Raw genomic sequence first — 21671 nt, forward strand, 5'->3', positions numbered from 1 at the left:
CTGACGTGCGGGCTCATGACCGCTCCCGTCCGATCGAGCGGCTGATGCGGCCCGCCGCGAGGACCACCGCCACCACCACGGCTCCCGGGAGCGTGGTCAGCCACCACGAGGTCGCCAGGTAGTTGCGTCCTTCCGAGATGAGCAGGCCCCATTCGGGGGTGGGCGGCTCGGCGCCGTACCCGAGGAAGCCGAGCGTCGAGATGGCCAGGATCGCCACCCCGAACTGCAGCGCGGCGAGCGCGATGACCGGGCCGAGCGAGTTCGGCAGCACGTGCCGCCTGAGCACGGTCAGGAACCGGCCGCCGCTGCCGAACGCGGCCTCGACGTAGTCGGTGCGCCGCACTCGTACCACCTCGGAGCGCGACACCCGGGCGAAGGCCGCGACCGAGCCGACGCCGACCGCGATGGCCACGTTCACGGTGCCGGGACCGAGCAGGATGATCACGGTCAGCGCCAGGAGCAGCCCCGGCACCGACAGCAGCACGTCGGCGATCCGCATGACGACCGCGTCCGCCACCCCGCCCGCCGACCCGGCCAGCAGCCCGAGCAGGGTGCCGAGCAGCAGGCCCACCGCGACAGCCACGAACGCCCCCGACAGCGAGTGCACGGCCCCGTGCACCACCCGCGCGAACAGGTCCCGCCCCACGGCGTCCGTCCCGAACAGGTGGTACGAGCTGGGCCCCTGCAACTTCTCGGCCGGCACCCCGGCGATCGGGTCGTAGCCGGTGAACAGGCCGGGCGCCGCCGCCCAGAGCACGACCACGGCGATCACCGCCCAGGCCAGGACCAGGCTCACCGGCAGCCCGCGCTTCACGAGGCCGCCTTCAAGCGCGGGTCGAGCACCGGGAACAGCACGTCCACGACCAGGTTGACCAGCACGAACACCGCCGTCGCGAGCACCACCACGGCCAGCATCACGGGCGTGTCCTGCGCGTTGACCGCCTGCTCCGTCAGGCGCCCGATGCCGTTGCGGCCGAACACGGTCTCGGTGACCACCGAGCCCGCGATCAGCTCGCCGAACGTCAGCCCCGCCACCGTCAGCGTCGGGAGCACCGCGTTGCGTGCCACGTGCCGCCACAGGATCCACCAGCGCGAGGCCCCCTTGGCCGCCACCACGGGCACGAACGCCTGCGTGGCCACCTGGTCCATGCTGCGGGCCAGCACCTGGGCGATGGGCGCGGAGATCGGCACGGCCAGCGTGAGCACCGGCAGGACGAGCTGTCGCACCTCGCCGCCCCCGATCACCGGCACCAGCCCGAGCCGGAACGAGAACACCTGGATCAGCAGGATCCCCAGCCAGAACGCCGGCACCGACACGAACAGCGACGGCACCGACAGCAGCGCGTTCCTGAGCCAGGACGCCCTGCTGTAGCCGGCCGCGAACGCGATCACCACGGCGATCAGCACCGCCAGCAGGAACGCGGCCGAGGCCAGCTTCGCCGTCTCGGGCAGCGCCTCGCCCAGCCGCTCGGCCACCGGCGTGCCGGTGTCGATCGAGTAGCCGAAGCCGCCGCTCAGGAAGCCGAGCAGAGTGTGCAGGTAGTCGGCGATCGGCGGGTCGCCACCGCCGTAGTACGCCCGGATCTCGGCGATCTGCTGCGGGGACAGGCCGAGCTCCGGGTTCTGGAACTTGATCAGGATCGAGTCGCCCGGCAGGAGCTGCAGCAGCACGTAGCTGGCCGTGAAGGCGATCCACAGCACGAGCACCGCCTGCCCGGCCCTGGCCGTGAGGTAGCGGATCACTGATCCGACTTCCAGACCGAGTAGAACCAGGGGCGGGCCACCGCCTCGAAGGCGATGCCGTGGACGTTCGGCGCGCCGCCGTAGACCTGGGGCTCCTCGAACAGCGGGATCGCGTACCCCTGCTCGATCACGTACCGCTGGATCTCGGCGACCTTGGCGTCGCGCTTGACGGCGTCGGGCTCGGCCGACTCCTCCTCCAGCAGCCGGTCCAGCTCCTTGTCGTCGGAGAGGATGACGTCGCGGTTCTGGCTGTGGAAGTGGCTCTTGATGACGTCCTGGTCGGCGCGCCCGACCATGCCGTGCTGGATCGCGGTCTTCTCGGCGTCCTTGATGTCCACGGCCTGGGTGCCCGCGTCGGCCGGGCGGATCTCCAGCTTCACGCCGAGCTTGGCCCACTGCTGGCCGACCAGTTCGAGGGTCTGCTTCGACAGCGGCTGCGGGCCGGAGACGAACACGCCGAGCTGCAGCTTCTGCCCGTCCTTGGCGCGGATGCCGTCGGCGCCCTTGACCCAGCCGGCCTGGTCCAGGAGCGCGGCCGCCTTGGCGGGGTCGTAGGCGAGCTGCTTGGACAGGTCGGTGTAGCCCTGCGCGAGGTGGCTGAGCACCGAGGTCGCGAGCGGATAGCTCGCGGTGAACAGGGTGTCGACGACCTCCTTGGCGTTCGTGCCCGCCTGGAGCGCCTTGCGGACGTCGCGGTCCTTCAGGATGCTGTTGCCCGGCCGCAGGTAGAGGCCGTTGTTGACGCCTCTGGTGGGCTCGGCGTAGATCTGGAAGCCCGCGTCCTTGACCGTCTTCTCATCGTAGGCCTGGACGTATCGCACGAAGTCGGCCTGGCCGGAGGTGAGGGCGCCGACGCGCACGTTGTCCTCGGGCGTCACGATGATCTTGATCTCGTCGAGGTACGCGCGGCCCTGGTGCTCGGAGGACGGCGGAGCCCAGTTGTAGTCCTTGCGCGCGACCAGGTCCACCTCCTTGTCGACCACCTGGTTCTTCAGGGTGAACGGGCCGGAGCCGACGATGTTCTTGAGCTGGCACTGCTGCTCGTACGGCAGGGAGATCGTCTTCTTGGACACCAGGCCCGCGCCGATGACCGAGGTGCCCTGGAGGAAGCCGGGCGACGGCTTGTCGAAGTGGAAGCGCACGGTCAGCGGGTCGATGACCTCGCTGCGCTCGTAGTTGTTGACGAACTCCGCGACGGGGAGCTTGAGCTTGTCGTCGCCCAGGCCGTACACGTCGAAGTTGGCCGCCACGGCGGCGGCGTCGAGCGGGCTGCCGTCGCTGAACGTCACGCCTTCGCGCAGGTGGAAGGTGTACTCGGTGGCGTTCTCGCCGATCTCCCACTTGGTGGCGATCCACGGCTCGATCTTCAGCGTCTTCGGGTTCTGCCAGGTCAGCTTGTCGGTGACCTGGTTGAGGATGCCGCCGTTGGGATAGAAGCCGGCCGCCGGCAGGTAGAGGCACGTCGGAGGCTGATGCTCCAGGTAGGTCAGCGTGCCGCCGTGGACCGGGCGGCCGTCGCCGCTCTTCGCCGTCCCGGCGGCCCCTCCGCCGCCACAGGCGCCGAGGAGCCCCGCGACGGCGAGCATGGCGGTGCCGGCCACGGCTGTGGTCCGCAGTCTGGAGGTTGGCATGGCGAAGCGCCCTTCATGAACGGAGGCTCGAACAAAGCCACTATAACCTACCTAGAAAGCATGAAATATCCCTGGACGTCCCCCGTGTGACATACGGGGGACGGGCCGGTGATTCAGCGGCCGGCGTGACGGGGATCGGTCCGGGCGGGAGAGACGATGTCGCCGAGGGTGATCTCGCCGAGCAGGGCGTCCTCGTGGTCGCGGAGCTGGGCCCAGATGGCGGCCAGCGGCGCGGCGGCCTTCGGGAAGGGGCGGGTGGCCTGCTCGACCCCCTCGGTGACGCGGATCACGTCGGCGAGGGCGATCTCCTTGGCCGGCCGGGCGAGCCAGTAGCCGCCGTCGGGGCCGCGCTGGCTGTGGATGAGCCCTGCGCGGCGGAGCTGGAGGAGGATGTTGTCGCAGAAGCGGCGCGGAATGTCCTGCGAGCCGGCGATCCACTCGGCGTGCACCGGGCCGTCGGCCTCGGCCAGGGCGAGCATGGCGCCGAGAGCGTACTGGGTGCGGGCAGAGATTCTCATAGGCGTGTGAGCGCCACAGGCCCGGCTCCCATGGGAGACCGGGCCCGGCGGCGCGGGGGCCTCAGGCGGAGGCCGTCTCCTCCTCCTCCGTAGCCTTGCGCTGCAGCTCCAGCTCAAGCGCTTCGACCGACTCGTTGGCCTTGTCGCGGCGGTATTCGCGCACCGAGTAGGCGATGGCGGCCGCCCAGATGGCGGCGATGACCAGGTAGGCGACCGTCTGGACGCCGCCGGAGGCGTCGATCCAGTCGCTGCGCAGCAGGGTGCGCACGTTGGTGAGGATGATGACGCCGCCGACGGCCGAGCCGAGGATGCGCGGCGGGATGTGCCGCACCAGCCAGGCCGCGATCGGCGCGGCGATGACACCGCCGAGCAGCAGCACGGCCACCCAGGCGAAGTCGATGTTCTCGGAGCCGATGCCGAAGAAGAAACCGATGCTGGCGGCGATCGCGACCAGGAACTCACTCGCGTCGACGGAGCCGATCACCTTGCGCGGGGCCAGCCGGCCGCTGGCCAGGATGGCGGGCGTGCCGACAGGGCCCCAGCCGCCACCGCCGGTCGCGTCCACGAAGCCGGCCACCAGGCCGAGCGGCGCCAGGAACCGGCGGCGCAGCGGCTTGCCCAGGTTGCCGCGCGGCAGGCCGAAGGCGGTGAAGCGGACCAGGATGTACGCGCCGAGCGACAGCAGGATGATCGACATGACCGGGGCGGCGACCTCGGTCGAGAGGCTGGACAGGAACGTCGCACCGGCGAACGCGCCGACGGCTCCCGGGATGCCGATCTTGGCGACGACCTTCCAGTCGACGTTGCCGAAGCGCCAGTGGGAGATTCCCGAGGCGAGCGTGGTGCCGATCTCGGCCAGGTGCACCGTGGCGGAGGCTGCCGCCGCGTTCGTGCCGACGGCCAGCAGAAGCGTGGTCGATGTGACGCCGTAGGCCATGCCCAGGCTCCCATCGACGAGCTGGGCCGCGAAACCGACCAGCCCGAGCAGGATGAGCGCTCGCACAACCGCCCCTTTCCTATCATTCCTACTGTACAAGTAGGGATAGCATTTATCAGGTTCAAGCTCCAGTCAAGTCACAATTCCTACTCTTCCGATCAGGTTTAGAGTTGCAGCGCCTTGCGCGCGTACGAGGCGCCGGACTCGCGGGCGAGCGCCGCCTCCAGCGGAAGCCGGCCGTGCCGGAAGTGCGAACCGCCTCCCATCAGCCGGTCCCGCCGCGGAAAGCCAAGATCCGCCACCTATGTCCAGGCGCCGGCCAGCAGCTCGAAGGAGCGCACGCGGTCGGCGTGGGCGTGGGTGATGGTGGTGACCAGCAGCTCGTCGGCTCCGGTGACGCGCTGGAGCACCCGCAGGCCGCCGGCCACCGTCTCGGGCGTGCCGACGAACCGGGTGTCCAGCCGGTCGGCGACCAGCGCCAGGTCCTGCTCGCTCCACACGTGCGCGTCGGCCTCCTCCGGCGTCGGGTACGGGATGGCGCCCCGGCCGGTGCGGATGCTGCGCACCCACAGCCCGTACGGCTTGGCCAGCTCGGCCGCCACCGCCTCGTCCGCGGCCACGAGCACGTCGGCCGAGACGACGACGTACGGCTCCGCCAGCACGCCGGACGGCTTGAACGCCTCCCGGTAGGCCGCCACCGCCTCCAGCACGTTCGACGGGCTGACGTGGTAGTTCGCGGCGAACGGCAGCCCGCGCTCGCCCGCTGCCTGGGCGCTCTGGCCGCCGCTGCTGCCGAGCACCCACAGCTCGACGTCGGCTCCCTCGCCTGGGACGGCGTGCGCGGTCAGGCCGTCAGGGGAGGTGTAGGTGCCGTGCAGGAAGGCGATGATCTCGTCCACCTGCTCGGCGAAGTCGGGCGTCCGCGCGCCGGGCTGCTGCAGCAGCGACGCCTGGAAGGCCAGCTCGGGGACCTTGATGAGGGCGGAGTAGTTGAACGGCGGCGGGATCAGCAGCCCGTCCACGACCCGCCCCACTGCTTTCGTGGCCTCTTCGGGGGCTGCGGCCTTCAGCTCCGCCCGGCGCTGGCCCGAACGGCCGAGCCCCAGGTCGATCCGGCCCGGGTGCAGCGCGTCGATGAGACCGAACTGCTCGACCACCGCCAGCGGCGTCTGGTGCCCGAGCTGGACGGCTCCCGACCCCACCCTGATCCGGCGGGTGGCCGCCGCCACCAGGGCGATGAGGACCGCGGGCGCCGAGCTGGCCACCCCGGACGCGAAGTGGTGCTCGGCCAGCCAGTAGCGCCGGTAGCCGAGCTCGTCGGCGCGCCGCGCGAGGTCGATCGTGTTGCGCAGCGCGTCACCCGCGCCGCCGCCCGACGAGATGGGCGCCAGGTCGAGGATGGACAGCGGAACCGTCATGACAGCCCTCCGGGGAACGGCCTGCTGGGGATCTCCTTGCGCAGCGTGGGCGCGATCTCCGCCTGGAACAGCTCCAGCGCGTCCCGATGCTGCCCGTCCGTGAGCCCGTCGGCGTCGGCGTGCAGGTGCATCACCTCGTGTCCGAACCTTTCGTGATATCTGAGTACCTTGTCGATGATCTGCTGCGGACTCCCGACCAGGATGGAGCTGCGCTCGATGGCGTCCTCCAGGGAGTGGAAGACCAGCGGCACGCCGTACCTCTTGGCGGCCACCAGGCGGCCCTCGAAGATCGGCCGGTACGTCTCGATCGCCTCCTGGGAGGTCCTGGCCGCGTAGTAGCCGGCGCTGCCCGCCCCGACCAGCGCGTCGGCGGGATCGTGCCCGTAGTGGGTCCACCGTTCGCGGTAGTGCTCGATCAGCTCGGCGTAGGGCTCGATGGGGTTGGTGACGTTCGCGGAGAAGAGCGGGTCGCCGAAGCGCGCGGCCAGGTCCACCGACTCCTTGCTGGTGGCGCTGCCGTGCCAGACGCGGATCGGCTGCTGGAACGGCCGCGGCCAGGTCTCCGCGTCCGTCAGCGAAGGGCGGAAGCCGCCTTCCCAGGTCACCTTGTCCTCGCGCCAGAGCCTGCGGAACAGCTCGTAGCCCTCGCGGTTGCGCTCCCACTGATCGTCGGCGGTGACGTGGAACAGCTGGGCCTGGGCGGCGCCGTTGCCCTTGCCGATGATCAGTTCGAGGCGGCCGTCCGACAGGTGGTCGAGGGTGGCGTAGTCCTCGTAGGCCCGTACGGGGTCCAGGAGGCTGAGCGTGGTGACGGCGGTGAACAGGCGGATGCGGGAGGTCTTGGCGGCGATGTGGCTGAGCACCACGGGCGGCGAGGAGGAGATGAACGGCCGCTCGTGCCGCTCCCCCACGCCGAAGCCGTCGAAGCCGAGCTCTTCGGCCAGGATCGCGTTGCCGACGACCTCGCGGAAGCGCTCGTTCGTAGATTTGCGGCCGTCGTGCACGATCAGGGTGATGGCCAGAAATTTCACGTGATATCAGCTTTCTGAAGAGGCGTAACGGCTGGCCGGGCGCGGCAGGCCGAGGAGTCCGCGCAGGGTGGCAGCCTCGTACGAGCTTCTGAAGGCGCCGCGTTCCCGCAGCTCGGGGACCAGTTGGCGGCTGATCCCCGCCAGGTCGATCGGCACCGCGCCGGGCCGCAGCCGGTAGCCCTCGATCCCGGCCGCCCGCCAGTCCAGGAGCAGGTCCGCCAGCTCCGCCGCGGTGCCGGCGAACACGTACGCGTCCGAGGTCAGCTCCGCGCCGGCCAGCTCGTCCAGCCTGGCCTTGCGCTCGGCGGCGTCGTCGCCCACGAACACCAGGAGGTCGGCGAAGACCTTGAGCGGGCCCCGCCGCACGCTCTCGATCTGCCGGACGATGGCCGCCGCGCCGTCCCTGTCGTGCGGGGTCACGAAGACGACGTCGGCGGAGCCGGCGGGCAGCTCGTACGGCACCGGGGAGGCCCCGTGATCGAGCACCGCGACGACCGGCTGCCCCTGCGGCGGCCGTGGCGTGATCGAGGGGCCCCTGACCGAGAACCGGTCGCCCGCGAAGTCGATGGAGTGCAGCCGGTCCCGGTCGATGAACCGCCCGGTGGCCACGTCCCTGATCTCGACGTCGTCCTCCCAGCTGTCCCACAGCCGCCTGGCCACCTCGACGGCGTCGGCCGCCTCGGCGAACAGCTCCGCCACCGCACCCGCCGTCAGATCAACGCGCGTCAGGTCGAGTACGGGCAGGTCCCTGCGGCCGAAGTGCGCGGCCTCGGTCCTGCGCGGTGAGACCTGGACCCGCCAGCCCGCGCGCCCCGAGCTGACGTGGTCGAGGGTCGCGATGCCGATCGCCACGTGGAACGGCTCGGTGTGCGTGGTCGTGGCGGTCGGCACCAGGCCGATGCGCGTGGTCAGCGGGGCGAGCGCGGCGGCGAGCAGCACCGCGTCGAACCGGCCGCGTACCTGGTCGGTGCGGTCGTCCGGGCCGTCGAGCAGGGTGGACTGCAGGCCGAGCGCGTCCTCGATGGTGACGAAGTCGAGCAGCCCGCGCTCGGCCTCGGCGACGAGCCCGGCCCAATGACGCGCGGTGAACAGCTCCCGCGCCCTGACCGCCGGGTCGCGCCAGGCCGCCGGATGCCATCCCGCGCCGTCGAGCGCGACGGCCAGGTGCAGGTGCCGCCCGGTCACGCGACCTCTCAGATGCGCGGCGTCCGGCCCGAGCCCGGTCACGCGGCACCTCCCACGTGCGCGGCGTCCAGCCCGAGATGGTCTCGGAGTGTGGCGCCGCCGTAGTCGGCGCGGTACACGCCGCGCTCCTGCAGCAGCGGCACCACCCTGGCGGCGAAGTCGTCGAGCCCGCCCGGCGTGAGGTGCGGGACCAGGATGAACCCGTCGGCGGCGTCGGTACGCACGAACTCCTCGATCTGCCCGGCCACCGTCTCCGGCGAGCCCACGAACGACTGGCGGCCGGTCATCTCGATGACCAGCTCACGAATGGTCAGGTCCTTCGCCCGCGCCACGGCCTGCCACCGGGCGGCCACCCCGAGCCGGTCGGCGACCTGGACCCGCCCTTGGGAGACGTCCTGTGCACCTTCGGGCTCGACATCAGGGAGGGGACCTTCCGGGTCGTAGGCGGACATGTCCCTGCCCCAGATCTGCTCCAGGAAGGCGATCGCGGTCTGCGGCCCCACCTGCAGGCGGCGGATCTCGGCGGCGTGCTCGGCCGCCTCCGCGTCGGTGTCGCCGAGCGCGAACGTCGCGGCCGGCATGATCTTGAGCTGGTGCGGCTCCCTGCCGTATCGCGCCAGGCGGCGCTTGACGTCGGCGTAGAAGGCCCGGCCCGCCTCCAGGGTGCCGTGCCGGCTGAAGATCACGTCGGCCGTGGCGGCGGCGAACTCCCTGCCCTCCTCCGAGTCGCCCGCCTGGATGATCACGGGCTGTCCCTGCGGGCTGCGCGGGACGTTGAAGCGGCCTTCGACGGTGAAGTGGCGGCCCTGGTGGCGTACGGTCCGGACGGCGTCGGACCGCAGGAACCGGCCGCTCTCCTGGTCGGCGAGCACGGCGTCGGGGCTCCAGGAGTCCCAGAGCACGCGCGCGAGCCGGACGAACTCCTCGGCCCGCGTGTAGCGCTCGGAACGATCGAGGTAGCCGCCGCGGCGGAAGTTCTCGCCGGTGAAGGCATCGGAGGTGGTGACCACGTTCCAGGCGGCCCGGCCCTGGCTGAGGTGGTCGAGGGTGGCCAGCCGCCGGGCCAGCTCGTACGGCTCGTTGAAGGTGGCGTTGACCGTGGCGGCCAGCCCGAGCCGGTCGGTGACCGCGGACAGCGCGGCCAGCACGGTCAGCGCCTCCGGCCTGCCGACCACGTCGAGATCGTGGATCCGGCCTTTCAGCTCGCGCAGCCGCAGGCCCTCGGCCAGGAAGAAGAAGTCGAACTTGGCGCGCTCGGCGGTGCGCGCCAGCTGCTGGAAGGAGGAGAAGTCGATCTGGCTCTGGGAGCGGGGGTCGGCCCAGACGGTGGTGTTGTTCACGCCCGGGAAATGAGCGGCCAGGTGCACCTGTTTCATGGCGTGCTCCTCGTACGGGAAATCATGGACGGATGGCCTGGTTGTCCGGATGGGGCAGTCGGGGCAGGTCCTCGACCAGCGCCCTCGTGTAGGGGTGGACCGGCCGGGTGAAGACCCGCTCCACCTCGCCCTCCTCCACCACGGCGCCGTCCTTCATGACCAGGACCCGGTCGCTCATGTGGTGGACGACGCCGAGATCGTGGCTGATGAACAGCAGGGCGGTCCCGTACTCGGCCTGGAGCTCCACCAGCAGGTCGAGCACCTGGGCCTGGATCGAGACGTCGAGCGCGGACACGGGCTCGTCACAGACGAGCACGTCGGGACGGGGGCCGAGGGCCCTGGCGATGGCGACGCGCTGACGCTGGCCGCCGGACAGCTCGCGCGGGTGGCGGGCGGCCACCTCGGGGGGCAGCCCGACGCGGGCCAGCAGGTCGAGCACCCGCGCCCGCCGCTCCTCACGAGCGCTGAGGGCGCTGCCGGAGCTCCATGCGGTGCGGGCGCTGAGGCCTCGTGGCGGGTCGAGAGGCTCGGCGATCAGGCGGCCGACGGTGTGGCGGGGGTCGAAGGAGTCGAGCGGGTTCTGGGAGATGAGCTGGATCCCGCGGCGCAGGGGACGGCGCCGGCGCTCCGGCACGCCGCTCCACTGCTGCCGGCGCAGGCTGACCCGGCCGTCGCCGGGTTCGAGCAGGCCGAGGACCAGCCTGGCGAGCGTGGTCTTGCCCGAGCCTGACTCGCCGACGATGCCCAGCGTCTCCCCTTCATGCAGGGTGAAGGAGACGTCGTCGACCACGCGGCGCGGGCCGTACGACCTGGTCAGGCCGGTGGCGGCGAGCACCTGCGCGGACGGGTCCGGCGCGCGGCGGGTCAGGGGCGGCCCGCCCGACAGGCGCGTGCCGCGCGAGGCGGCCGAGGGTATGGCGGCCAGCAGCGAGCGGGTGTAGGCGTGGGCGGGCGCGGCCAGGACCTGCCCGGCCGGACCCTCCTCGACCACGTGACCGTCCCGCATGACGAGGATGCGGTCGGCGATCGAGGCGACCACCGCCAGGTCGTGGCTGATCAGCAGCAGCGCGGTGCCCGCCGCCTTGCGCTCGGCCAGCAACCGCAGGATCTGCGCCTGTACGCTCACGTCGAGCGCGGTGGTGGGCTCGTCCGCGATGATCAATTCGGGCTCCGCGGCGATGGCCGAGGCGATCAGCACGCGCTGCCGCAGGCCGCCGGAGAGCTGGTGCGGGCGCTGCCGCGCGCGTACGTCCGGCTCGGGGACGCCGACCGATTCGAGCAGCTCCAGCACCCGGTCCGCGCGGCGGGCGCGCGGCACGACGTCGTGCACCGCCAGCACCTCCGCGATCTCGGCGGCCACGGTTCTGAGCGGGTCGAGCGAGACCAGCGCGTCCTGGAGCACGAGCCCGGCGAACCGGCCGCGCAGCCGCCGCCAGTCCTCCGGCCCGAAACCGCGCACGTCCCGGCCGGCCACGCTGAACCGCTCGGCCCGCACCGTGGCGCCGGGCCCGGCGAGGCCGAGCAGCGACCTGGCCGTGACGCTCTTGCCGGAGCCGGACTCGCCGACGATCGCCACGCACTCCCCCTGCGCGATCGACAGCGACAGGCCGCGCACGACCTCGTTCGCACCGAAGCTCACCCGCAGGCCCTCCACGGCCACCAGGGTCGCGACCGAAGGCGGCGCGGCGTACGTGGTCACGGCGCGCCCTCTCCGCCGGCCATGGGGACGGCCGTGCGGGCGGTCCTGATGATCATGGGGTCCTTCCTTCGAAGCGGCGTTGCAGGCGGCGGCCGACGACGGTCAGGCAGACCACGGTCAGCGTCACCGCGATGCCCGGGAACAGCGCCTGCCACCAGGCGACCCGCAGGTAGTTGCGGGCCTCGGAGAGCATCGCGCCCCACTCGGCGGCCGGCGGCTGCGGCCCCATGCCGAGGAAGCTGAGCCCGGAGGCGGCGATGACGGCCTGGCCGAGCCCGATCGTGGCCAGGACGGGGATCGGGCCGAGCACGTTGGGCAGGACGTGACCGGCGACGATCGCGGCCCGGGACCGGCCGAACGTGACCGCCTGCTCGACATATCCGGCATGCCGCACCACGAAGGTCTGGGCGCGGATCACCCGGGCGTAGTTCGGGAGCGCGGCGACGGCGATGGCGAAGATGACGTTCCCGGTGCCGGGGCCGGTGATCGCGATGACGAGCAGCGCGAGCAGCAGCTCGGGCAGCGTGGACAGGACGTCGAACGACCGGGCCAGCGCCTCGTCCAGCCATTTCGGCGACAGCCCCGCGGCCAGGCCGAGCAGCACGCCCGCGGCCACCGCCAGGGCGGTCGCGGTCACGCCGATGGTGAGCGAGTGGCGGGCGCCGTACACGACCCTGGACAGCACGTCGCGGCCCAGGTGGTCGCTGCCGAACCAGTGCGTGCCGTCCGGCGCGGCGAGCGCGCTGAGCGGGTCGGCGGCCAGCGGGTCCACGCCGGTGAGCAGGCCGGGCACGGCGACGGCCAGCGCGAGCACGGCGAGGAACGCGAAGGGGGCGAGCAGACGCACCTCAGCCCCCGATCCGCGGGTCGATGGCGCGGTAGGCCAGGTCGAGCAGCGTGCTGATGGCCACGTACACGATCGCGGACAGCAGCACGACGGCCATCACGACCGGCATGTCCCGGCCGGTGACCGCCTGCATGGCGACCTGCCCGAGCCCGGGACGGCCGAAGAGCACCTCGGTGATCACCGCCCCGCCGAGCAGCGTGCCGGTGAACCAGCCGGCGAGCGTGACGGCCGGGATCAGCGCGTGCCTGAGCGCGTGCCTGGCCACCAGCATCCGCTCACTCAGCCCGCGCGCCCGCGCGGTGACGGCGAACGGCTGCTCCAGCGCCCGTTCGAGGCCGCCGCGCAGCACCTGCCCGAGCACGCCGGCGATCGGCAGGCCCAGCGCGAACGCGGGCAGGACGAGCGCTTGCGGCCCCGACGCCCCCGAGACGGGGAACCAGCCCAGCGTGAACGAGAACACCGACAGCAGCACGAGACCGATGAGGAACGGCGGCACCGAGACCGACACCAGCTCGGCGGCCGTGGCCGTGCCGCGCAGCCACCGGCCGCGGCCCGCGGTCGCCACGGCGATGATGCCGGCCAGTGACACGCCGACCGCCGCGGCGGCGAGCGTGAGCTGCAGGGTGGGCCCGACCTGGGTGGCCAGGATCTCGCCGACGCCGAGCTGGAGGTGGTAGGAGCGGCCGAGGTCGCCGTGCAGGAGCCGCCACAGGTAGGACACGTACTGGACCACCTCGGGCCGGTCGAGCCCCCATTCCTCGATGATCCGCGAGCGGATCTCCGGCGTGTCCGCGCCGTCGCCGATCAGGATGTCGATGGTCTCGCCCGGGGCCAGCAACAGCGCGACGTACGCCGTGCTGGCCGCCGCCCACAGCACGGCGAGCCCGGTCAGCAGCCGCCTGACGACGGTCATGTGCCGATCCGGACGTCGTACGCGTTGCGCGGGGTGCCCGAGCCGGGGTCGAACCCGAGCCCCTGCACGCTCCTCTGCGCGGCGATCTGGTCGGCGGGCACGTAGATCGGCAGCACGATCGCCTTGTCCGTCACCACCGCCCGCTGGACCTTCGTGTAGAGCTCCTTCCGCTCGGCCTGGTCGGAGGTGGCCGTGGCGGCGGCGAGCCACTTCTCCAGCTGCGGGTCGGAGTAGTGCGTGCGGTTGATGGCGCCCTTGCCCGGGAGGAGCAGGTTGAGCGCGGCGCCCGCGTCGGAGTCGCCGCGGGAGTTCTCGAAGAGCTCGTACTCGTTGTCGTCCAGCGCCTTCTGCGCCGTCCCCTGGTCGACGATCTTGACCTGGAAGTCGATGCCGGCGCTCTGCTTGACCTGTGCCTGGATGGCCTGGGCCAGGACGTCGCGGCGGTCCCTGATGAAGGCGGCCGAGGCGAGCGTGCGCACGGTGAGCCGCTTGCCGTCCTTGGTCCGGAAGCCCTCGGCGTCGCGCTGCTTCCACCCGGCCTCGTCGAGCAGGGCGTTGGCCTTGGCGGGGTCGGCGCCGTACGTGCCTTCGAGCGTGGCGTCGTAGAACGGGCTCGCCTTGCCGACCAGGCTCCACGCCCTGGTGGCGGTGCCCTGGTAGACGGCCTTGAGCACGGCGTCCACGTCCGTCGCCGCGCGGAACGCCTCGCGTACGCGCTGGTCGTCGAAGGGGGCGTGGGAGGTGTTGAAGTAGTAGGTGAAGGAGGTGCCCGAGTTGAGTGCGCTCTGATGGCTCAGGTTCGGGTCGCTCTTGATCAGGGCGGTCTCGGTGGCCGGTACGCCCTCGATGACCTGTACCTGGCCGGAGGTGAGCGCGCCGACGCGGACGGCGGCCTCGGGCAGGAACCGGTAGGTGAGCTGGGAGAGGTGGGCGGGGCCCTGGTGGGCCGCGCCGGCGGGCGGCCACGTGTAGGCGGGGTTGCGGCGATAGCGGATCTCCTGGCCCTGCACGTACGCGTCCAGGATGAACGGCCCCGTGCCGACCAGGTCGGGGCCGCCGAACTTGAGGTCCTTGGCGGACCGCAGCGACTTGGGCGAGATCTGCCCGGAGTAGGGCGAGGCCAGGAAGTCGAGGAAGAGCCCGTCCGGCTCGGTGAGCGTGATCCTGAGGCTCGTCGGCGACAGCACCTCCGCCTTGTCGAAGGCCCTGAGCTGAATGGAGGCGACCGTCGGGTTGTAGCCGGGCTTGCGGAACTGGTCGAGGTTGGCCTTGACGGCGGCGGCGTCGAATCTGGTGCCGTCGTGGAAGGTGACGTCGTCGCGCAGCTCCAGCGTGTAGGTCAGCTCGTCGTCCGACACCGTCCACGACTTGGCCAGCCAGGGCTGGAAGGAGCCGTCCGCGCCGCGTGAGAGCAGCGCGTCGAACTGGTTGAACACGAGCAGCCTGACCTTGTTCTGGGCCCATTGCTGCGGGTTCAGGGTGATCGGCTGGGTTTCGATGGCCCAGGTCAGGGAGGTGGCCTGGGCATGCTGGGCGGGTTGCGGAGAACCGCAGGCGGTCAAGGCGACGACGAGTACGAGGGGCACTATGCCCTTGGTGCGCTTCACGGGCCATCCTTGGGGCCAGAACCATTTACCTACCTAAAAAGTAGGTAATACATGAATATCTGTCAACGGCCTTTACCTCGTGAGTTTTCAGAACTGCGGGATCACCAGGGCCGCCGGGCGGTCCGCCGACAGGGCCCACACGGCGGGCGGGCAGGCGAGGATCGTGCCCGGCGTGCCCGGCGTGCCCGCGCCGGCGTACCGGGGGCCCTCGTCCTTGGCCGGGTCCAGCACGAAGATCCCGTGGGCCGGGCCGCCACCGGCCAGGACACCGTTCGCGCAGGCCAGCGCGGTCACCGGGCCCCTCACCTGCAGCCAAGAGCCGCCGATCGGCACCCCGGACCAGGCGTTCACGGTCAGCAGCGCGTCCTCCGCGCCCATCCACACCACCCCGGCGCACACGACCATCGCCCCCACCCGCACGGGCCCGAGCGCCACCGGCTCGGGCCCACCCCACAACACGGCCCCACCACTCGGCGGGGGGTCGGGGTGTGGGTCGCCGGAGTGGGGGTCGCCGTGCGACGGGGGGTCGGGGTGGGTGGTCCACCAGAGGTGGTCGCCGTCGGGGGCGCAGGCGTCGAGGCCCGGGGTCTCGATCGGCGTGCCGCGGACCCCCGCCGCCGGCAGGGGCCAGGCGCGCTGCGACGCACGGTCGGCGGCCCACACCGCGCCGCCGCCCGCCAGCACGACGGTCCCCGGCCCCGCGGGCACGCTCTCCCGTGGTTCGCCGGTCCCCGGGTCCAGCCACGACAGGGCCGCGCCGGCCGCCACCAGGGTGCCCGCGACGGCCGCGAGCGAGCGCAGCCCCCGCGGCGCCGGCACCGAGCCGACCGGCGAGCCGTACCGGTCGAACGCCAGGAGCCGGCCGCCCGCCGCGCACCAGACGGTGCTCCCGTCGGTGGCGGCGGCGACGGCCGGCTCGGGCAGGTCGATGATCCTGCTGTCCACGCGCCCGACCCTAGCCGCCGAACTGCGACGGGCCCATCTCTCTGAGCGCTACGGTCGCGGCGTGCCCGGGCGCGATGGCCTCGGCCCTGCGCACCCGATCGACGGCCTCCCCGTACGGCATCCCGAGCGCGACCGCCTTGCCCACGTCCGGATCGAGCAGCAGGTCGGCCAGGTCGTTGTCGGCGGACGTCGTGGGATAGACGACGAAGACGCCGGCCGTCCCCGACACCGCCTGCGGCACGCCGTCGCCCGGCCACATCACGATGACCTCCACCCGATGCCGCCCCGGCATCGTGAAGGCGAAGCCGTCGGTGCCCCAGTAGAGCGTGGTCGAGCCGGAGGCGGACGCGCCGGGCGCCAGCGGCTCGAACCTGGTCGACGGGCAGGCCGACAGGTCGGCGGGCCGCATGAACGTGATCCCGTTCGCCGGGTCGGTGACGCTGACCCTGGCGATGAGCGAGCTCACGTCGAGGCTGGCGGGCACGGTCACGGCCGAGCCGCCGCGGTTCGTCAGCGTCCAGGACAGCGACACCGGCTCGCCCAGCGACACCTGCTCCTTCGCGGGCGAGACCACGAGCTCCAGCGTGTCCGGCCAGTCCATGTCGGCCGGCTCGGGAGCGGACACGGCCGCGCCGAAGAACTCCATCGCGCCCGGCCGCACCGCGGGATCCGGCAGGTGCTTGAGGTGCCTGGCGACGGTCGGGCTGAACTCCATCTTGATCTCGTCGGGGAACTTGCCCGGCAGCCCGATCACGGTCGCCACGGTCGGCGTCGGACTCATGATCGAGTTGTCCGACGGCGCCTCGAAGAACGTGTGGATCTGGTTGAAGGCGTGCCCGATCTCGTGCGTGGCCGAGCGCAGGAACGCCGCGGGCACCTGGCGCTGCTGCTGGTCGGTGGCGGCGTCATAGTGGGAGCCGCCCTGGCCGTCCAGGCAGTCGGCCGCGGGATAGCCGTCGTGGCTGAACGTGGCCGAGCCCTCCCTGGCGATCTCGTCGGGATCGGCCCCCAGCGACGAGTCGAACATGACGCCGCGCCCGCTCCCCAGCCGGGCGGGCACGCAGACGAGGTGGACGCGCCACTCCTCGTCGAGCCTGGCGGGATCGTAGTCGGGGACGGAGGCCATCAGAGCGTGCAGGCTCTCCTCCGGCCAGCGGTCGTTGATGTCGATCGCGCCCAGCACGGCGGGCAGCGGGATCGTCCCGTCGTCGGTGACGGCCAGCTCCCAGCCCACCTTGGCGAAGGTGGTGGCGAAGCTCTCACCGGCCACGTTCGGCGGCGGCGCCACCGCGCCGCGCAGGGTGTTGAGCTGTACGCGGGCCCGCCGGTACGACGCGGAGATCCAGCGGATGCTCACCTCGCCCAGCTCCGTCAGCCCTTCGAACGCACTGCCCCGGTAGAAGTCCTGCGTGGTGGTGGCGTGCAGGCTGAAGCGGATCTGCCGGTCGGCCGCCGGGTTGAAGGCGCCCTTGAAGCCCGTCGCGGGATGCAGGTAGGAGAACTGGTCGAACGTCAGGCTGAAGGGGCACGGCGTGCCCGGCCGCACGATGGTGAGCAGCCTGGCCTCGACGCCCTTGAGGTAGGAGTGGTAGTCCGCCCGGGGATGGACGGGGATGGGAGTGACGGCGTCGGCGTCGGCGTCGGACTGCCCCGGGCGGAATCTATACAGATCGCCGGAGAAGCGCAGGTTGCCGCCCATGTGTTCGACCCGCAGGGTGCCGCGGAAGGCGACGGTGACCGGCGATCCCTTGGGCGTGAAGCGCAGCCGGTAGCAACCCTGCTTGAGGTTCGTGACGCAGATCTTGATCGGCGGCAGCAGGTCGGGCGCCCGCGCCGCGTCCTCCGGGCCGATGATCGGCGGCATGCCCGGCAGCGGCGCGGCGTCCTGCACCGGCACGACGTCCTGGGCCTCCGGCAGGAAGACCGTCCCGAGGCGTTCCTGGAGACGCGAGGTCTGTGGCATGTGCTCACTCCTCTTCAGGGTGTGGCGGCCACGCCGGACAGGATCGCGTGCGCGACCTCGCGTCCGGTCACCGCGCTGTGGTTGGTGATGAAGGCGTCGGCGTTGAGGTTGTGCGGAACGCCCGGGTGCAGGTTGTAGGCCCGGCCGGCGGCCAGCAGCGTGCCCTGGGCGACCTCGGGCGTGTTCTGCGCGCCGTTGGCGCCGATCCCGCCGTAGCGGCTGGCCGGCCCGAAGGCGTCGGCGCCGGTCTGGCCCGCGAGCTGGGAGGCGATGCCGTACGCGATGCTGACGAGCTGGTCGTTCCTGGTGTGCGTGATGAGCAGCGGCCCGGTGACGACCTTCGAGGTCACCGCGGGGCGGAACAGGCCGTCGCGCCCAGGCAGGTAGTTGCTGGCGAAGCCGAAGTGCGAGAACGCGCCCTGCAGCAACGTCATCGAGCAGGCTCGCGCGCCGATCCCGCCGGACGCGGCCGCCGCCGCGGACACCAGCCGGGCGCCGAAGCTGTGGCCGACGAGATGCACCCGGACCCCGCCGGGGACCTGACCGCGCAGGAAGCGGGCAAGACCGTCCCTGCCGACCGTGCCCGCCCGCTCCTTCATCTCGTAGTAGGCCACGAAGTCGACCAGCCGCCTGGCGCCTTCGAGGAAGCCGCCGGCCAGGTTCCACAGGAGGCTGTCCGCGGGCACGGCGAAGTCGCCGCGCTGGTCCGCCATGGGCGGGAGCCGGTGGGTGAGCTGCTCGGCGAGGTCGTCGTCGTCAAGCGCGAAGAGCTGGTCCGGCGCGTCGTCGTCCGGCGCGTCGTGCGTGGGGAGGAGGCCGCGGACCAGGGCGACGAACTCCCGCTGGGCCGTACTGGAACGTTCCAGGTCAGGAAGGAGAGCTCGGGCGGCGGCCAGCCGTTCCCGCTGCTCCGGAGCGGTGAACACCTCGCGCAGCCCGTCCAGCCGGATGCCCAGCTCCGTGCCGTGGCGCGCGTCCAGGGCGTCCAGGGTGCCGGTCAGCCGCTCGAACCAGTCCCACTTCGCGGACGGCCACAGGACGCCGTACAGCGCGATCGTGCGACCGGCGGGCGCCGTCCGCGGCGCCGCGGCCCTGAGCGAGCGGGCGAGCTCGCGGTACAGTTCGCGGGCGACCGTGGCGGTGTTGTTCCAGCCGTGCACGAGCATGATCAGATCCGTCGGCGTCCTGCGGTTCACCAGGCCCGACACGTCGGTGGCGGCGGGCTCGGTCAGCAACCGCCCGTTCGCCGCGAACTCCGCCTCCAGGTACGGAAATCCCTCCAGATCGCGTGCCATGTCGCACTCCCTTCGCGCCGTCCGCGAGCCCGTTCACGGGCCCCGTTTCGCCGGCTCCCACCGGACATTAGGCATCCGGCCGGTGGGGCCGCGTCAGGAGGCGGCCTGGGGAAACCCCCAGCCTTGCGGGCGGCCGCCGCGCAGGACTGGGGGATGCGCCTGGGGGAAAGCCCTCATCGGGCCCCGCGGCACCGGCTACCCGGCCGGTGCCGGAGCGACCGCTACCTGGGGCTCCGCACCGCCAGCAGCGCCCGGTAGGCGGGCTTCTTCGCCAGGTTCTCGTCGAACAGGCAGGCCGAGCCCTGCCCGTCGAACCAGCCGGGCACCCACGAGTGCCGGTCGGTGAAGCCCCAGACGGTCAGCTCCTTGCAGGCCGCCACGCTGAGGCAGTCGGTGAGCGCGCGGCTGTAGTAGGTGGCCTGGGTCTCGAGCTTCTCCTCGGTGACGGGCAGCACCATGCGCGCGTCCAGCTCCGTGACCGCGATCTCCAGGCCGAGGTCGGCGAAGCGGCGCATGACGTTCGCCCAGTCGCCCGGATAGTCGTACTGGATGCCGAGGTGGCCCTGGAAGCCGGCGCCGTGAATGGGCACGCCGCGCGCCTGGAGGTCCTTGACCAGGGCCAGGGTGGTCTCGATCTTGGGCGCGTTCCATTCGAGGTTGTAGTCGTTGATGAAGAGCTTGGCCTGCGGGTCCGCGCGGTGGGCCCAGCGGAAGGCGTCGGCGATGTAGCCGGGGCCGAGGCGGTCGAGCCAGATGGTCTTCCGCATCGTGCCGTCCTCCTCCACCACCTCGTTGACGACGTCCCACGCCCTGATCTTGCCCTTGTAGCGGCGGACCTCGGTGGTGATGTGGTCGCGCAGGATCGACCTGAGCTCGTCGTTGCCGATCGTGCCGTCGGCGACGCCGGCGGTCAGCCAGGCGGGGAGCTGGTTGTGCCAGACCAGGGTGTGGCCGCGGACGCGCTGGCCGTTGCGGCGGGCGTTGTCCACGAGGGTGTCGGCGTCGGCCCAGGTGTAGACCCCTCTCTGCGGCTCGACCGACTCCCACTTCATCGCGTTCTCCGCCGTGACGTGGGTGAATTCTCGGTTCAGGACCTTGCGGTAGTCGGCCTCGCCGCGCAGGGCGGCGATGTCGACGGCCGTGCCGATCCTGATGCCGCTTTGGTGCGCCAGTTCTCGCAGGTCACGCGGTGCGCGCGGGTGCGCGTACGCGGGAAGGGGGGCGGCGAGTACGAGCGCGAGGGCGATGATCAATGGCTTCACCGGTGACCTCCGTTGCCGGTTGGGGGGATGACCACGACGCGCCTCCGAAAGTTTCGGTTTCGTATCGATAATTTCACTGGTCGCCGGAAACGTAAGCGCTCATGGACGCCCCGTCAAGCCGCCCCTCAGCGGGAGATCTCGACCCGGGACCGCCGGCTCACCGGATCGTCGAGGTGGTTGAGCAGGTAGTGGGCGAGATCGGCCCGCGACAGGGAGCGCGTGCGCGGCAGGTGCCCGTTGACGGCCGTCCGGTACGTTCCGGTGAGCACGCCGTTGGTGAGCCTCGGCGGCCGGACGATGGTCCAGTCCAGATCGCTGGCGGCGACGATGTCCTCCATTCTCGCCATGTCGGCGTACATGTGGCGGTACAGCGGCCGGACCACCCGGCCGATCAGCAGGCGCTGACTCAGCGGCGCGGACGGCGACAGGCCGAGGCTGGCCGACGTGACGCAGGTCAGCCGGCGCACTCCGCTGTCCGACAGTGCCGCGACGATGCCGGCGATGCCCTGCGAGTAGACGGTCGTGGGGCGCCGATCGGGGCTGCCCAGGCAGGACAGCACCGCGTGGTGGCCCGCGAGCGCCCCGCGCCAGCCCTCGGGTTCCAGCACGTCGCCGCGCAGGACCGCCAGGCGGGCGTGGGAGGGGATCGACTCGGGGGTGCGCGCCAGGGCGGTGACCCGATGGCCGGCGCCGAGCGCCTGGGCGAGCACCTGCGCACCGGCGCCGCCGCTCCCGCCGAACACGAACAGCCTCACGACGCCACCTGGCGGCGGCGCGCCACGGCGAGGCCCACCGCGACGCCGAGGATCGCGAGGGTGACGAGGGCCATGAACACCTGGCCGTGCAGGCCGAGGACGAACTGGGTCCCGGCCTCGAACTCCGGGTCGTACGTGGCCGTGCCGGGGAACAGCAGGGCCGGGAACATGCCGGCCCAGGGCACGGCCAGGATGCCCGCCGACCACAGCAGACGGGCGTGCGCGTCCCCATGACGGCGGGCGAGCAGGACCAGCGCGAACAGCCCGAGGGCCAGCGACATGACGATGTACTGCGCGTCGTGGAACTTGGCGTGCGGGGGCCAGGCCGGGTTGTACATGTGCTCGTGGGCGGTGTCATGGAGGACCAGGTCGAACAGGAGCGCCCCCAGGGCCGTCTCGACCGCCATCAGGGCGATGAGGACTCTCGGCAGGGACCAGTGTCGTTTCGTCATGCTTCGTGAGTGTAGTCGCTACATCAATGGACTGACTATAGTTGACATATTGACCTCAGGTCAGTATTAATGACCTCAGGTCACTAATTACGGA

General features: G+C 71.8%; 19 protein-coding genes. All 19 read right to left on the reverse strand.

From position 1 onward, the window contains the following. Positions 1-13: 13 nt before the first annotated feature. On the reverse strand, positions 14-814 hold the full coding sequence (locus ABEA43_RS31350; protein WP_345567456.1) for an ABC transporter permease: 801 nt from the start codon (positions 812-814) through the stop codon (positions 14-16). Next, positions 811-1743, reverse strand: a complete 933-nt coding sequence (locus ABEA43_RS31355; RefSeq protein WP_345567458.1) for an ABC transporter permease — start codon at positions 1741-1743, stop codon at positions 811-813. Before ABEA43_RS31355 ends, ABEA43_RS31350 begins: the two co-directional genes overlap by 4 nt. Further along, positions 1740-3374 (reverse strand): TIGR04028 family ABC transporter substrate-binding protein, encoded by a 1635-nt coding sequence (locus ABEA43_RS31360; RefSeq protein WP_345567460.1) that lies wholly within the window; start codon positions 3372-3374, stop codon positions 1740-1742. Before ABEA43_RS31360 ends, ABEA43_RS31355 begins: the two co-directional genes overlap by 4 nt. Before the next feature lie 113 nt (positions 3375-3487). Next, a complete protein-coding gene (locus tag ABEA43_RS31365) occupies positions 3488-3892 on the reverse strand; it encodes an RrF2 family transcriptional regulator (protein WP_345567461.1) in 405 nt (134 codons plus the stop codon). Positions 3893-3953: 61 nt separating this feature from the next. Next, entirely contained in the window at positions 3954-4895 is a 942-nt protein-coding gene (locus tag ABEA43_RS31370) for a sulfite exporter TauE/SafE family protein (protein ID WP_345567462.1), read from the reverse strand. Between the two features lie 236 nt (positions 4896-5131). Continuing rightward, on the reverse strand, positions 5132-6247 hold the full coding sequence (locus tag ABEA43_RS31375) for an LLM class flavin-dependent oxidoreductase (RefSeq protein ID WP_345567464.1): 1116 nt from the start codon (positions 6245-6247) through the stop codon (positions 5132-5134). Then, entirely contained in the window at positions 6244-7278 is a 1035-nt protein-coding gene (locus tag ABEA43_RS31380) for an LLM class flavin-dependent oxidoreductase (protein WP_425570383.1), read from the reverse strand. Before ABEA43_RS31380 ends, ABEA43_RS31375 begins: the two co-directional genes overlap by 4 nt. A gap of 6 nt (positions 7279-7284) precedes the next feature. Then, the gene (locus ABEA43_RS31385) at positions 7285-8505 is read right to left on the reverse strand and encodes an LLM class flavin-dependent oxidoreductase (protein ID WP_345567466.1); all 1221 of its coding nucleotides are present in this window, start codon (positions 8503-8505) and stop codon (positions 7285-7287) included. After that, a complete protein-coding gene (locus ABEA43_RS31390) occupies positions 8502-9839 on the reverse strand; it encodes an NtaA/DmoA family FMN-dependent monooxygenase (protein ID WP_345567468.1) in 1338 nt (445 codons plus the stop codon). The genes ABEA43_RS31385 and ABEA43_RS31390 overlap by 4 nt, the downstream gene beginning before the upstream one ends. A gap of 22 nt (positions 9840-9861) precedes the next feature. Further along, a complete protein-coding gene (locus tag ABEA43_RS31400; protein ID WP_425570384.1) occupies positions 9862-11538 on the reverse strand; it encodes a dipeptide ABC transporter ATP-binding protein in 1677 nt (558 codons plus the stop codon). Positions 11539-11590: 52 nt separating this feature from the next. After that, positions 11591-12385, reverse strand: coding sequence for an ABC transporter permease (locus tag ABEA43_RS31405; protein ID WP_345567470.1), 795 nt, complete (start codon positions 12383-12385; stop codon positions 11591-11593). Between the two features lies 1 nt (position 12386). After that, positions 12387-13298 (reverse strand): ABC transporter permease, encoded by a 912-nt coding sequence (locus tag ABEA43_RS31410; RefSeq protein WP_345567472.1) that lies wholly within the window; start codon positions 13296-13298, stop codon positions 12387-12389. Then, positions 13295-14905: an ABC transporter substrate-binding protein gene (locus ABEA43_RS31415; protein WP_345567474.1), complete on the reverse strand. Its 1611-nt coding sequence runs from the start codon at positions 14903-14905 to the stop codon at positions 13295-13297. Before ABEA43_RS31415 ends, ABEA43_RS31410 begins: the two co-directional genes overlap by 4 nt. Before the next feature lie 87 nt (positions 14906-14992). Beyond that, positions 14993-15850, reverse strand: coding sequence for a hypothetical protein (locus ABEA43_RS31420; protein ID WP_345567475.1), 858 nt, complete (start codon positions 15848-15850; stop codon positions 14993-14995). A gap of 10 nt (positions 15851-15860) precedes the next feature. Continuing rightward, the gene (locus tag ABEA43_RS31425) at positions 15861-17813 is read right to left on the reverse strand and encodes a hypothetical protein (RefSeq protein ID WP_345567476.1); all 1953 of its coding nucleotides are present in this window, start codon (positions 17811-17813) and stop codon (positions 15861-15863) included. Positions 17814-17827: 14 nt separating this feature from the next. Next, positions 17828-19108, reverse strand: a complete 1281-nt coding sequence (locus tag ABEA43_RS31430) for a hypothetical protein (protein ID WP_345567478.1) — start codon at positions 19106-19108, stop codon at positions 17828-17830. 221 nt (positions 19109-19329) lie between these two features. Then, entirely contained in the window at positions 19330-20370 is a 1041-nt protein-coding gene (locus tag ABEA43_RS31435; RefSeq protein WP_345567480.1) for an endo-1,4-beta-xylanase, read from the reverse strand. A 125-nt stretch (positions 20371-20495) separates the two neighbouring features. Further along, positions 20496-21125 carry an NAD(P)-dependent oxidoreductase gene (locus tag ABEA43_RS31440; protein ID WP_345567482.1) on the reverse strand — a complete coding sequence of 210 codons (630 nt, stop codon included), beginning with the start codon at positions 21123-21125 and terminating at the stop codon, positions 20496-20498. Then, the gene (locus tag ABEA43_RS31445) at positions 21122-21577 is read right to left on the reverse strand and encodes a DUF6640 family protein (RefSeq protein WP_345567484.1); all 456 of its coding nucleotides are present in this window, start codon (positions 21575-21577) and stop codon (positions 21122-21124) included. Before ABEA43_RS31445 ends, ABEA43_RS31440 begins: the two co-directional genes overlap by 4 nt. Between the last annotated feature and the right edge of the window lie 94 nt (positions 21578-21671).

The organism is Nonomuraea rosea (assembly GCF_039539705.1).
In the GTDB taxonomy this organism is placed as follows: domain Bacteria; phylum Actinomycetota; class Actinomycetes; order Streptosporangiales; family Streptosporangiaceae; genus Nonomuraea; species Nonomuraea rosea.

What these genes read in the sequence shown, in the direction of transcription:
- ABEA43_RS31360 (WP_345567460.1), bottom strand. Translation starts at nt 3,374, where the DNA reads ATGCCAACCTCCAGACTGCGGACCACAGCCGTGGCCGGCACCGCCATG.
- ABEA43_RS31445 (WP_345567484.1), bottom strand. Translation starts at nt 21,577, where the DNA reads ATGACGAAACGACACTGGTCCCTGCCGAGAGTCCTCATCGCCCTGATG.
- ABEA43_RS31375 (WP_345567464.1), bottom strand. Translation starts at nt 6,247, where the DNA reads ATGACGGTTCCGCTGTCCATCCTCGACCTGGCGCCCATCTCGTCGGGC.
- ABEA43_RS31425 (WP_345567476.1), bottom strand. Translation starts at nt 17,813, where the DNA reads ATGCCACAGACCTCGCGTCTCCAGGAACGCCTCGGGACGGTCTTCCTG.
- ABEA43_RS31365 (WP_345567461.1), bottom strand. Translation starts at nt 3,892, where the DNA reads ATGAGAATCTCTGCCCGCACCCAGTACGCTCTCGGCGCCATGCTCGCC.
- ABEA43_RS31390 (WP_345567468.1), bottom strand. Translation starts at nt 9,839, where the DNA reads ATGAAACAGGTGCACCTGGCCGCTCATTTCCCGGGCGTGAACAACACC.
- ABEA43_RS31410 (WP_345567472.1), bottom strand. Translation starts at nt 13,298, where the DNA reads ATGACCGTCGTCAGGCGGCTGCTGACCGGGCTCGCCGTGCTGTGGGCG.
- ABEA43_RS31430 (WP_345567478.1), bottom strand. Translation starts at nt 19,108, where the DNA reads ATGGCACGCGATCTGGAGGGATTTCCGTACCTGGAGGCGGAGTTCGCG.